The sequence below is a fragment of the Burkholderia sp. HI2714 genome (assembly GCF_002223085.1).
Lineage (GTDB): Bacteria > Pseudomonadota > Gammaproteobacteria > Burkholderiales > Burkholderiaceae > Burkholderia > Burkholderia lata_D.
This window is the reverse complement of record NZ_NKFM01000043.1, coordinates 63,030-75,959: the sequence shown is the minus strand read 5'-3', so window position 1 is coordinate 75,959 and position 12,930 is coordinate 63,030. Positions and strand designations below refer to the sequence as shown.

Here is a 12,930-nt window from a genome sequence, read left to right as displayed (position 1 = left end):
GCGGAATGGGTCATTTGCCAATGTTTGTTTCATTACAATGCTGGATGAGCCGGTCCACCGTGCGATGCGTCCCTCTAATTTCGGAGCGTGCACGGTCTGCCTGACGTCGATCGGCTAACATGCGTGGAGTCGCCGGCAGACACCCGTCTGCCGTTTGTCATTCAGATACGAGAGTTGGAGTGCCCGATGGGGACGAGCATCAGGGCGTTGCTGCTATCCCAGATGGATAGCTTTACGCCGTCGGAACAGAAGGTCGCGCAGGCGTTGCTGGATCGCTACCCGAGCCTCGGGCTCGGGCCGATTGCAAGCTTTGCCAAACAGGCGGAAGTGAGCGACCCGACCGTGTTTCGCTTCGTCGTCCGGATCGGTTTTCCGAATTACTCGTCGTTCCAGCAGGCGCTGTATGGCGAGATCGACACGGCGATGAATTCGCCGCTCGCGCGGATGGATGCGTTCCACTCGCCCGCGGGCATGCGCGACAGTCATTCGGCAATTTTCCAGCGGCTGTCCGAGTCGCTGGCGACCACGATCGAAGGGCTCGATGCGGCGGCGTTCGACGCCGCGGTGGCGCTGCTGGCCAATCCGGATGTGCGTGTCTTTTGCGGTGGCGGGCGTTACACCGCACCGCTCGCGTCGCTGTTTTCGTTCACGCTCACCTATGCGCGGCCACATGTTCAGTATGTCGAACCGAATGTGAATCTTGCGTCGGTTGCGTTGGCGGATATGGGGCCTGGCGATGTGCTCGTCATTTTCGATTTCCGCCGTTATCAGCGGGACAGTATTCGGTTCGCGCAGGCCGCTCACCAACTTGGCACACGCGTGTTGCTGATCACGGACGAATGGCACTCGCCGATCGGTGAATTCGCGGAGATCGTGCTGCGGATCAAGGGGCAGCCGTTCGCGATGCTGCAGACCAACGTGCCCGCGCTCGCGCTCGCCGAAGCGCTCGTGATCGGTGTGACGAACCAGTTGCCGGAGATGGCAAGGCAGCGGATGGAGAAGATCGAGCATCTCAATTCCGGCGGTGGCGGACAGGACACTAACCAGCGGGATTTGCCCGAATGACGATCGTTCGCCATTCGGGCGCAGGCGTCAGCTCTCGACATCCTCGAGACTGAACACCTCGGTCTTGTCGTTATACGAGAACACCTCCCCGTAACGCCCCCAGTCGATCACTGCATCAAGCGTTTCCTCGGCTGCTTCGTCGGACAGGAAATCCTCCAGCTCCTGCTCGAACCGCACGCGCGGCGCCCTATGGCCCGGCCGCTCGTTCAACACCTTCCGAATACGCGCAGCAAGCGGCACGTGCTTCAGCAAATGATCCGCGAACATCAGCTTGCGTTCCTGCGTGCCGAATTCCGCGAACACGCGTGCGGGCGGCGTCAGGAACACGTCCCCTTCCCGCACGTCCGCGAAGCCGAGGTACTGCAGCACTTCGGCGATCGGGAACAGTTCGTCGACTTCCAGATGCAGCGTGCGCGCGATTTCCGGCATGTCCGCGCGGCCGTGATACGGCGCCATCGCGAGCGTCTCGATCAGGCCGGCCATCAGGTTGGTCGACACGCGCGGCATCCAGCTGCCGAGCTCCAGCCCCTTCTTCGTCGCCTCGTTTGTCTGGCGCGCGGTCATTTTCGCGTAGATGTCGTCGACGAGCTTGCGGAAATCGGTATCCAGCCGGTTGCGCGGATGCTTGAACGGCACCTTGATCTCGGCGATCACGCGGCCCGGGTTCGACGACAGCACGAGGATCCGGTCGCACATGAACACGGCTTCCTCGATGTTGTGCGTAACGATCAGCACCGACTTGATCGGCATCCGGCCCTGCGTCCACAGATCGAGCAGGTCGGTACGCAGCGTCCCGGCCGTCAGCACGTCGAGCGCGGAGAATGGCTCGTCCATCAGCAGGATCGTCGGGTCGACGACGAGCGCGCGCGCAAAACCCACGCGCTGGCGCATGCCGCCCGACAATTCGCGCGGGTACGCGTTCTCGAAGCCGTCGAGACCAATCAGGTCGATCGCGGCCAGCGCACGCTCGCGCCGCTCGCGTGCGCCGACGCCGAGCGCCTCGAGGCCGGCTTCCACGTTCTGCAGCACGGTGAGCCACGGAAACAGCGCGAAGGTCTGGAACACCATCGCGACGCCTTCGGCCGGGCCGCGCAGCGGCTGGCCGAGATAGGTCACTTCACCGCCGGTCGGCTCGATCAGCCCGGCGATGATGCGCAGCAGCGTCGACTTGCCCGAGCCGGAACGGCCGAGCAGCCCGACGATCTCGCCTTCGCGCAGCGACAGGTTCGCATCGTCGAGCACGAGCAGTTCGCCCTGCGTCTTGTTGAAGCCGCGGTTCACGTGCTCGACGCGCAGGATTTCGTCGCCGAGGCGCGGCGGCTGCAGCGGCTGGGACGTCTTGGCGGGGGCGTTGATAACGGTCGAATTTTGCATCGCGCTTACTCTCAATCGAGACGGAGCCGGGATTCCGCATAGGCGTACATCGGACGCCACAGCAGACGGTTGAACAGGGTAACGAACAGGGACATCACGGCGATGCCCAGGATGATCTTCGGAAAATCGCCGGCGGCGGTGGTTTGCGCGATATACGAACCCAGGCCGTGAGCAACGACCTTCGTGTCGCCCCACTGCACGAACTCGGATACGATGCTCGCGTTCCACGCGCCGCCCGATGCGGTGATGGCACCCGTCACGTAGTACGGGAAGATGCCGGGCAGGATCGCCTGCCGCCACCACTGCCAGCCACGGATGCGGAAGTTCTTCGTCGCTTCCTTGTAGTCGTTCGGATAGGACATCGCGCCGGCGATCACGTTGAACAGGATGTACCACTGCGTGCCGAGCACGATCAGCGGCGACAGCCAGATGTCAGCGTTCAGGTGGAAGTGGACGATCACGATCACGAACACCGGGAACAGCAGGTTCGCCGGGAACGCGGCGAGGAACTGCGCGAGCGGCTGGATCTTCTCGGCCAGCGCCGGGCGCAGCCCGATCAGCACGCCGAGCGGCACCCAGACCACCGACGCGATCGCGATCAGCACCAGCACGCGCAGCAGCGTGATGAGACCGAGCACGAGAACGTGCCCGACTTCGCCCATCGTCACGCCGGTCGCAACGAACGTGACGACACGCCACACGACGTACACCGTCAGCAGGATCACGAACGCGCCCCACACGATGTCGCCGATGCGCGACGAGCCGCGCGACGCTGCACCGCGCGCACGCGTGCTTTTCAGCGACGGAAAGCGCAGCGGAATCCGCGCGGCCTGCGACAGCAGCCAGCCGGCCGGCACGAGCAGCTGATGGATCAGGTGCGTGCGGCGCATCATGTCGAGCAGCCAGGATTGCGGCGCATCGCCCGACGCGGTGTTCTCCATCCGGAACTTGTCGGCCCACGCGACGAGCGGGCGAAACAGGAACTGGTCATAGGCGAGGATCACGACCGACATCGCGACGATCACCCAGCCCACCGCGCCGAGGTTCTTGTCGGAGATCGCCTGAGCCAGATATGCGCCGATGCCCGGCAGCGTGATGGTCTGGTTACCGACGGTGATCGCCTCCGACGCAACGACGAAGAACCAGCCGCCCGACATCGACATCATCATGTTCCAGATCAGCCCCGGCATCGAGAACGGCACTTCGAGCTTCCAGAAGCGCTGCCACGTCGTCAGGTGAAAGCCACGCGACACTTCGCTCAGGTCGCGCGGCACCGTGCGCAGCGACTGGTAGAAGCTGAACGTCATGTTCCACGCCTGGCTCGTGAAGATCGCGAAGATCGCGGCCAGCTCCGCACCCAGCACGCGGCCCGGAAACAGCGCGAGGAAGAACGTGACGGTAAACGAGATGTAGCCGAGCACCGGCACCGACTGCAGGATGTCGAGGACCGGGATCAGCACCATGCCGGCGCGGCGGCTTTTCGCGGCGAGCGTGCCGTAAACGAGCGTGAACACGAGCGATGCGATCATCGCGGCGAGCATCCTCAGCGTGGTGCGCAACGCGTACTCGGGCAAATTCGACGGATCGAGCGAGATCTTCTGCGTCTGCAGCACGCCGATCGGCGCCATCGTCTGGTGGAAGCCGACGATCGCCATCGCGAGTATGCCGATGATCAGCGGAAACGCGACCACGTCCCAGCGGTTGGGCAGCACGCGCCACGCGGACGCGTTGGCGGTGCGATTCGGATCGAAGAAACTGATATCCATCGGTAGCGTCTTGTGTGGAATTGAAAATCGATGGGACCGGACGCGCAACACGCGGCCGGACGTCGCGCTCCCCGGCGCGGGTCAGAACAATCCGTGCAGCACCCAGTACAGGGCGGCGGACAGCGCGATCGAGGCGGGCAGCGTCAGCACCCACGCGAGCACGAGGTTGCGCACCGTATCCCAGCGCAGGCCCGCGCCGCTGGCCGTCATCGTGCCGGCCACGCCCGACGCGAGCACGTGCGTCGTCGATACCGGCAGCCCGTAGGCGTCGGCCATCCCGATCGTCAGCATCGCGACGGCTTCGGCCGATGCGCCTTGCCCGTAGGTGAGATGCGACTTGCCGATCTTCTCGCCGACCGTCACGACGATCCGCTTCCAGCCGACCATCGTGCCGAGGCCGAGCGCGATCGCGACCGCGACCTTCACCCAGGTCGGGATGAATTTCGTCGCGCGGTCCATCTGCTTCTTGAACGCTTCGAGCGCGCTCGCGTCCTCGACCGAGAACGCCGGCGCCTTCGCCTTCTCCATCAACCGGATCGCCTCGGACGCGACGTACATGTTGTTGCGCACGTTGTCGACGAGGTTCTGCGGCACGCTCGAGATGCCGCCGGCCTGCGCGACCTGGTCGGCGATGGTGTCGGTGAGCTTGCCCAGTGCGGGAATCGTCGCCGGCGTCAGCTTGTGCGTGCGGACGTATGCCTCGACATCGGCGCGCGGGTCGGCCGTCTGTGCGGCCGGGTCTACGTATTTGACGAGCGTCGTCGACGCGTGGCGCGCCACCGCGACGAACGTGCTCGTCTGATCGGGCGTCACGGCCTTGTTCAGCGCATACGCGGTCGGCATCACGCCGATCAGGATCAGCATGATCAGCCCCATGCCCTTCTGCCCGTCGTTCGAGCCGTGCGCGAACGACACGCCCGTGCAGGTGAGGATCAGCAGCAGGCGGATCCAGAACGGCGGCGGCTTGTTGCCCTTCGGCTCCTGGTACAGCGCCGGCACGCGCACGAGCGCCTTCAGCAGCAACAGCACGAGCGCGGACAGCACGAAGCCGATCAGCGGCGAGAACAGCAGCGCCTTGCCGACGCCGAGCGCCTGGTTCCAGTCGACGCCGCTCGTACCCGACGGGCCGCTGACGATCTGGTTCATCAAACCGACGCCGATGATCGAGCCGACGAGCGTGTGCGAACTCGACGACGGCAATCCGAAATACCAGGTCGCGAGGTTCCACGTGACGGCCGCGATCAACAGCGAGAACACCATCGCGAAGCCCGAGCCGCTGCCGACCTGCAGGATCAGCTCGACCGGCAGCAACTGCAGGATGCCGAACGCAACCGCGCCGCTCGACACGAGCACGCCGAACAGGTTCCAGAGGCCGGACCACACGACAGCGAGGTGCGGGTCGAGCGAGTGCGTATAGATGACGGTCGCGACCGCGTTCGCGGTGTCGTGGAAGCCGTTCACGAACTCGAAGCCGAGCGCGATCAGCAGCGCGACGATCAGCAGCAGAAACGGGAGGACCGAGCTTTCCTTGACGGGACTGAGGTCGGCGCTCAGATGGATACCGACGTAGACGATGCCGCAGGCAATGATCAGAAAGAACAGCGCGAGGCTGATGATCCGCGTGCGGTTGCTGACCGCACCACTGGTTTCCGTTGCCGCGAGATTCGGCATGAAGGGGCTCCGGAGAGGTGACTCGGAGTGGCAGGCTATCGATCGGTCGTGACGCAAATGTGACGTGTCACTTACAAGACATTGACAGGTCATCCGACAGGAATCCCGGATCGCCGCGCAAGCCGCAAACACGGGCGTTCGACCTTGTAACTTGCGGGAATAAATTTGCCGCTGCGCCGGTATGGCACGCGAAGGCGCCGGTTTATTCCAGGACGATCCGGCCGTCCGGTTTCGTCACACGAATGCGAGGCTCACATGTCTTCATCGACCCCCACCAACCCGTCGCGTCGCAAGGCACTGCAGTGCATGGCCTTCGGCGGCCTCGGCACGCTGTTCACGCTGTCGGGCGGCATCCTGACGCCGTTCGACCTCGCGCTCGCGCAGACCGGCGACGCGCTCCCGGCCAACGCGGGCCGCCCGCTGTTCGTGCAGATCAGCGACACGCACATCGGCTTCAACAAGGAGGCGAACCCCGACGTATCGGCCACGCTGAAGCAGACGATCGACCTCGTCAACGGCATGCCGGCGATGCCCGCGCTGGCCATCCATACCGGCGACATCACGCACCTGTCCAAGCCCGAGGAGTTCGACCACGCGTCGCAACTGCTCTCCGCGCTGCGCGTGCCGGAACTGCATACGGTCCCCGGCGAGCACGACGTCACCGACGGTTCGGGCGCCGAATATTTCAGCCGGTTCGGCAAGGCGTCGGACAACCGCGGCTATTACAGCTTCGATCACGCGGGCGTGCACTTCATCGGCCTCGTCAACGTGATGCACTTCAAGCCGAACGGGCTCGGCAGCTTCGGCGACGACCAGCTCGCGTGGCTCGCACAGGATCTCAAGGGCCGCTCGTCGAGCACGCCGATCGTCGTGTTCTCGCACATGCCGATGTGGACCATCTACGAGCCGTGGGGCTGGGGCACCGGCGACGCGCCGCAGACGATGGCGCTGCTGCGCCGCTTCGGTTCGGTCACCGTATTGAACGGGCACATCCACCAGATCGTGTCGAAGGTCGAGGGCAACGTGACGTTCCACACCGCGCGCTCCACCGCGTTCCCGCAACCGACGGCCGGCAACGGCCCGGGCCCCGTGCCGCTCACCGTGCCGCGCGACCGGCTGCCGTCGATGCTCGGCGTGACGACCGTCGAATTCGCGGGCCATCCGGTCGCGTCGTCGCTGCACGATGCGACGCTGGCCTGACGCACTGAACCCAAGGGAGACCGACATGACCCGCCTCAAGCCATCCAGCCTCGTCGCGGCGCTGCTCCTGTGCGCCACCGCCCCGCTCACCGCGTTCGCCCAGAGCCCCGACGGCACGCTCGTGACGATCCACAACTTCATGTTTTCGCCGATGTCGACGACGATCAAGGCCGGCACGACGATCACGTGGAAGAACCTCGACGCGGAGCCGCACACCGTCGTCAACGACGCAGGCATCTTTCATTCGAAGGCGCTCGACCAGGACGAGACGTACGCGTTCCGCTTCGACAAGCCGGGCGTCTACAAGGTGTTCTGCGGGATTCACCCGTACATGAAGGAGACCATCACGGTCGAATGACGCGGCGCATCACGACACGCGCTCGAGGGTCGGAAGCAACTGCCGCCGAATCAACCGTGGCCGCCCGTTGCACTGCGGGCGGCCCTGCGCCGCCGATCGCCTAAACTGAATCGAACCGTTCAGACCCGACCCACTATCACACGCAGAGAGGCCAGCCATGACCGCGAGCCAGCCGGCACGCATGGATCTCCCCGGGCAAGTGGTGCTCGTGCTCCAGGGCGGCGGCGCCCTGGGCGCCTTCCAGCTCGGCGTCTTTCAGGCGATGGACGAAGCCGGTATCCGGCCCGACTGGGTGGTCGGGACATCGATCGGCGCGATCAACGCGGCGCTGATCGCCGGGAACCCGCCAGCGCAACGTTACGAGAAGCTGTCGGCATTCTGGCGCCGCGTGACCGAACGGACCCGTTTCGACACTGCGCCGCTGCTGCCCGGCTGGAACCGGACGCTGGCCGAGCTGATGATCATCGGCGGCGGCATCGCGGGATTCTTCCAGCCCAATCCGGCCTCGTGGCTCGGGCCGATGGTCCGCCTCGGCGTCGATCGCGCGTCGTATTACCGGATCGCGCCGCTGCGCGACACACTTGCGTCGCTGATCGATCCCGACCTGCTGAACGCGGGCCGCCCGCGCCTGACCGTCAGCGCGGTCAATGCGTGCTCGGGCACGATGCGCTATTTCGATTCACGCGATACGCGACTGGCGCTCGAGCACATCATGAGCTCCGGCGCGCTGCCGCCCGCGTTCCCGGCGATCAGGATCGACGGCGAGCCGTACTGGGATGGGGGCGTGTATTCGAACACGCCGGTCGAGGTCGTGCTCGACGATAATCCGCGCCGCAGCTCGGTCATCTTCTCCGTGCAGATGTGGAACCCGGCCGGCCCCGAGCCCCAGAGCATCTGGCAGGTGTCGGAGCGGCAGAAGGACATCCAGTACGCGAGCCGCACGGACAGCCACATCGCGCGCCAGCAGCAGATCCACCGGCTGCGCCACGTGATCCGCGAGCTGGCCCGGCACGTGCCGGAAGCCGAGCGCGCGTCGCCGGCCGTGCGCCGGCTCGCCGCATGGGGATGCGAAACCACGATGCATCTGATCAAGCTCGCGGCGCCGCGACTCGCCGACGACAATCAGTTCAAGGACATCGATTTCACGCCGGCCGGCATCGAGGCCCGCCGGCAGGCCGGCTACGAGGCCGCGCAACGGGCCATCGCGGCGCGTCCGTGGGAGACACCGACGGACCCGACGGAAGGCCTGACGGTATTCGACGCCAGCGGGCCGCCGATCACGGAAGATCCGGCATGACACGCCGCGCCCCTGTCGCGCGCCGACGGCACCGGCACGATCACACGCGGCCGGCGTGAGGGCGAGCCCGGCCGGCTGCGTTCACCTCAACCATCGCCACGCCGTCATGCGCGGGGTGCCGGACCACGTAGCCGCGCGCGCAGGCTTCCTCCCACACCGGCAGGCGCGGGCACGACGTGCGCCACGCATCGATCACCTCGTCATAGGGCCGCCCGGCCGGCCCGATCCATTCGAGCAGGTCGAGGATCAGCGGCTCGATCGACGCCGTTTCGCGCTCGAGCACGTCCGGGTTGACCACGTGGATCGGCTGCCCGGCCGCATACGACACGACCTGGTCGAACACATCCGCGAACTGCGTCTCGTATTCGTCCTCCGTCACATAGCCGATGTGCGGCGTGCATACGACATTCGGCAAACGCAGCAGCGGATGCCGCGGGTCGCGCAACGGCTCCGTCTCGTAAACGTCCACCGCAGCCATCCCGGGCCGGCCGGCCTGCAACGCCGCTTCGAGCGCGCCCGGTGCGACGAGGCCCGCACGGCTCGTGTTCACCAGTAGCGCCCCCGGTTTCATCCGGCCCAGATCCTCGGCCGTCACGATGCCGCGCGTGGCCGGCACGAGTCGCATATGCAGCGAAAGCACATCGCAGGTTTCGAAGAAGGTAGGCTTGTCCGGTGCCGTGCTCCACCCGTCGTCGCGCGCACGCCGCAGCGACGCTTCGCGCGCCCAGACCCGCACGTTCATCCCGAATGCCGCGCCGTACCGGGCGACCTCCGCACCGATCCGGCCATAGCCGTATATCCCCAGCGTGCGCCCGCGCAGCGTCCGCCCGACACCGATCTGCCAGTTACCGGCCTGCAGCGCGCGCATCTGCTGCGGAATCTGGCGCATCGCGGCGAGCACGAGGCCCCACGTGAGTTCGGCGGCCGCATATGAGGGCGTGCCAGCATGCGGGTTCGACGACACGATCACGCCGTGCGCGGTACACGCATCGATGTCGATGTGCGGATAGACGCTGCGCTGGCTGATCAGCCGCAGCTTCGGCAGCCGCGCGATGAGCGGCGCGCGGATCTGCGTGCGTTCGCGGATCAGCACCAGCACTTCCGTGTCGCTCAGGCGCTCGGCCAGCGCGTCGACGTCCTGCACGTGATCGTTCCAGATCGTGACCGCGTGCCCGTCCAGCTTCCGAAAGCACGGCAGCGTGCGCAGCGTGTCGAAATAGTCATCGAGGATCGTGATGTTCATGGGGAGCGCTCCTGGCAACGCCGTCATCCTGAACCGCAAGCGCTTCGCAGGGAAATGAATTTATCTTGCCGATTTCTGCATTTTTCTGATCGATCGATTTTTGCCGTGCGTGGACCTCGCACGCACGCTCACTGCCCTGCCGCACGCATGTCCCGCGCCGTACCGGCGACGACCGGACACGATTGCGGCAACGCCTGCCCGAACAGCACGGCCAGCCCGCAAGCGGACGTGAACATCCCGAGGCCGTCATGCCCGACGCCCGGCACTTCGACGACCTGCTGCGCGAGATCGTCAGGATGCCGTTTCTTCAGATAGTCGAAATACGCGAGCCCGCGTGCCAGCCGGTACGGGCCTTGCGCCATGGCCGCGCACGAGCGGTCGATGAAGTGGGTGTAAGGGTTCGTGTCGGCCTGGCCGAGCAGGTACACGACATGACGCGCGACATAGCGTGTTTCAAGATCGCGCACGTCCTGCGACGCGACATAAGGCGGCGCCGACTTCAGCCCGTATTTCCACGCCGTCGCGCGCGGGCAGGTTCCGCCGGCGATCGCCTGGCCATCCGGCCGTTCGTCGTCGAAATACAGGTAGCTCGACGGGTTCGCGACCACATAGCGCACCGCGATGCCGGCCCGCTCCAGCGCATCGCCTTCGTGCCCGGCCACCGCATAGCGCTGCAGCAACTGCGCGCCGGCGGAGTGGCCGATCACGACGACCGTCGACAACGCGGGATACCGGCTGCGGTCGGCGAAATGCGCGAGCAATGCATCGAGCGCGGTGAACGAGCTGATCGGCGCTGGCTGGCGGGCCGGTTCGCCGCCCTTCCATCCTTCCTGGGTCCAGGCCAGCGTCGGCGCGGGCAGCGAGAACGCACGCGTATCGGCGCGTGTCAGGAATTGCGGCGCGACGACCATTGTTCCCTGGCCCGCTGCACCAGCCTTCTCGACGACCTTGAGCCCCGATGCGTAATAAGCGTCGGCGTTGCGCAGCGTGCCGTGAATCACGATGAACACACGCGTGACGTCGGGTGCCGCCTCGTCGACGGGATGGTCGGCGTAGACAGGCAACATCGCGCTGCCCTGCGGCGTGTCGACGGTCAAGCGCTGGTCGGCGACTGCCTTCACCGGTGCCTCGAGACGTGCGCGCTGCGTGGGCATGGCGGCTTCGGCCGGATGCGCGCCGCCCAGGACGCCGATGGCTGCCGCGAGCGAAATCGCGAACGCCAGGGTTCGGGCGGCCGGCAACACGCGTGGGTGCCGGATGCTTGCAAAGGCAACGGAAATGAGTGACATGGCAACGGATCGAGTGGCGGATATGACTTTAACGGCGATGGTCGCAGAATCCGTCGCGCGCTGCCCGGCCGTTACGGGAAGCGCGTCAGCCCGCCGGTTCTGCGCCGCGTTCGCGCCGCCCGCCCATCCCCGGCATCACCGCGCGTCGATCGTCGGGACACCCGGCCAACGACCGAATGCCAACGTTACGCAACAGTGCTCTCTTTAAATTGCAAATTCGGCATATTTAAAATGAAAATCAGAATAAATTATTTACCCCGGATCACAATTTAAAAATCCATCACATACAATACAACCGCCGATCCAGATGATTAATGCGACGCCGAATCGGCATCCCGTTTCAATTATCGATATTGTTTCAACAATAGATAAGGAGAAGCGATCATGGCTCAAGTTACGCTTTGGGGCAGTGTGCAGGGCAACGGCACGGTCGTGGATGGCTCGGGCGGATTCACGGTGAAACGTGAAAGCACGGGGACGTATCAGCTCTCGTTCAGCACCGCATTCATCAAGACGCCGGCGGCTACCGCGTCGCAATGGGGATACGGCGGCGGGCAGAGCACGCTGGACAACGTGATCTTCCCGGCACTTTCCGGCAGTGGCGCCACGATTCAGACTGGCGACGCGAATGGCAAATATACCGACCGGAATTTCAGTTTCGTCATTATCGGCACGATCAGCTGATATCCGATCGAATCTGCATTTACGCCGAAATCCGGGATTTCCTGAAAATACCATTTCGTCAATCCCGAGCGAAATGCAGCCGCCATGGGTTCGTCAGTTTGACGAACCTGGGATGCCGGGGATGAAGCTCGCGAAATCGCCATTTCGCGGACACCGATTCCCGGCATCCGTCACCGGACCCGCCAGTGGGTCGATCGCGCTGACCTGGAAGCGGATCGTCAGGATCGTCGACATCCCGACGATCGACGGGCTGGGACGCGTCAGCCCGACGCTTCGGACGGACCGCGCTGCATCCGTTGCACGATCGCGTCCAGTTCGCCGATATGCGCGGCCACCGCCAGCTTGCCCGCGCGCGCCCATCCATCGAACGACGTCATCCCACTCACCGCGCCGACGAACGCCACGCCGGCACGCTCGGCCGCCTGCGCATCCACCGCGTGGTCGCCCACGTAGATCGCCGAACGAGCCGATACGCCCAGTCGCGCCAGCGCCAGCACGAGCCCTTCGGGATCGGGCTTGTGACGCTGCACGTCCTCCCCGCCGATCAGCACGTCGACGAGCGGCTGCAAACCGTTACGTTCGAGAATCGCCTCGATCCGGTAGCGAAACTTGGACGACACGATCGCGACGGCGAGTCCTTGCGCACGCAACCCGGTAAGCAGCGACGGCACCTCGGGATAGATACGCGTGCCGGGCACCATGATCTCGTCGGCACGCGCCACGAAATGCCGAGCGAACGCGTCAGCCCGCGCCGGTTCGGTTTCACCCGTCAACGCGTGGAACATCTGCGGCAGGGTCAACCCGATCACGGCACCGATCTGCGCAGGTGTCGCGCCGGCTGCGCCAAGCTGATGCAACGCGTACTCCGTGCATTCGATGATCGCGGCGGACGAATCCGCCAGTGTCAGATCGAAATCGAAGATGACGGCCCGAACAGGCATGAAATGACGCTCCGCAAAAAATCGGCTCGCACGCGATGCGCG

General features: G+C 65.2%; 11 protein-coding genes and 1 pseudogene. 5 read left to right on the top strand and 7 right to left on the bottom strand.

The genetic code is table 11. The annotated features are described in order from the left end of the window. Positions 1–186 precede the first annotated feature (186 nt). Positions 187–1,065, top strand: a complete 879-nt coding sequence (locus CFB82_RS23155; RefSeq protein ID WP_089485431.1) for a MurR/RpiR family transcriptional regulator — start codon at positions 187–189, stop codon at positions 1,063–1,065. 27 nt (positions 1,066–1,092) lie between these two features. On the opposite strand, the gene CFB82_RS23150 is transcribed toward CFB82_RS23155, so the two are convergent. From CFB82_RS23150 to CFB82_RS23140, 3 genes are all read right to left on the bottom strand, one after another. Continuing rightward, positions 1,093–2,439 (bottom strand): ABC transporter ATP-binding protein, encoded by a 1,347-nt coding sequence (locus CFB82_RS23150; RefSeq protein WP_089485430.1) that lies wholly within the window; start codon positions 2,437–2,439, stop codon positions 1,093–1,095. Positions 2,440–2,450: 11 nt separating this feature from the next. Next, positions 2,451–4,205: an ABC transporter permease gene (locus CFB82_RS23145; protein WP_089485429.1), complete on the bottom strand. Its 1,755-nt coding sequence runs from the start codon at positions 4,203–4,205 to the stop codon at positions 2,451–2,453. An 81-nt stretch (positions 4,206–4,286) separates the two neighbouring features. Then, positions 4,287–5,876 (bottom strand): inorganic phosphate transporter, encoded by a 1,590-nt coding sequence (locus tag CFB82_RS23140; RefSeq protein ID WP_089485428.1) that lies wholly within the window; start codon positions 5,874–5,876, stop codon positions 4,287–4,289. A 255-nt stretch (positions 5,877–6,131) separates the two neighbouring features. Between CFB82_RS23140 and CFB82_RS23135 the strand changes: the two genes are divergently transcribed. The 3 genes from CFB82_RS23135 to CFB82_RS23125 all read left to right on the top strand — a co-directional run bounded on the left by CFB82_RS23135 (position 6,132) and on the right by CFB82_RS23125 (position 8,731). Beyond that, positions 6,132–7,076, top strand: a complete 945-nt coding sequence (locus tag CFB82_RS23135; protein ID WP_089485427.1) for a metallophosphoesterase family protein — start codon at positions 6,132–6,134, stop codon at positions 7,074–7,076. A 25-nt stretch (positions 7,077–7,101) separates the two neighbouring features. Then, a complete protein-coding gene (locus CFB82_RS23130; protein WP_089485426.1) occupies positions 7,102–7,434 on the top strand; it encodes a cupredoxin domain-containing protein in 333 nt (110 codons plus the stop codon). Positions 7,435–7,591: 157 nt separating this feature from the next. Beyond that, positions 7,592–8,731, top strand: a complete 1,140-nt coding sequence (locus tag CFB82_RS23125; RefSeq protein ID WP_089485425.1) for a patatin-like phospholipase family protein — start codon at positions 7,592–7,594, stop codon at positions 8,729–8,731. Between the two features lie 277 nt (positions 8,732–9,008). Here CFB82_RS23125 and CFB82_RS23120 read toward each other — a convergent pair. After that, positions 9,009–9,974 (bottom strand): annotated as a pseudogene (locus CFB82_RS23120) (D-2-hydroxyacid dehydrogenase family protein); the annotation flags it as partial. Positions 9,975–10,102: 128 nt separating this feature from the next. Further along, the gene (locus tag CFB82_RS23115; RefSeq protein WP_089485423.1) at positions 10,103–11,263 is read right to left on the bottom strand and encodes an alpha/beta fold hydrolase; all 1,161 of its coding nucleotides are present in this window, start codon (positions 11,261–11,263) and stop codon (positions 10,103–10,105) included. Between the two features lie 384 nt (positions 11,264–11,647). Here CFB82_RS23115 and CFB82_RS23110 point away from each other — a divergent pair, with 384 nt between their 5' ends. After that, entirely contained in the window at positions 11,648–11,947 is a 300-nt protein-coding gene (locus tag CFB82_RS23110; RefSeq protein ID WP_256979337.1) for a hypothetical protein, read from the top strand. Between the two features lie 93 nt (positions 11,948–12,040). Here CFB82_RS23110 and CFB82_RS43350 read toward each other — a convergent pair whose 3' ends face one another. Together CFB82_RS43350 and CFB82_RS23105 are read right to left on the bottom strand one after the other, a co-directional pair. Next, complete coding sequence (locus tag CFB82_RS43350; RefSeq protein WP_179255442.1) at positions 12,041–12,181, bottom strand: hypothetical protein; 141 nt, start codon at positions 12,179–12,181, stop codon at positions 12,041–12,043. A 26-nt stretch (positions 12,182–12,207) separates the two neighbouring features. Continuing rightward, positions 12,208–12,888, bottom strand: coding sequence for an HAD family hydrolase (locus CFB82_RS23105; RefSeq protein ID WP_089485459.1), 681 nt, complete (start codon positions 12,886–12,888; stop codon positions 12,208–12,210). Positions 12,889–12,930 lie beyond the last annotated feature (42 nt).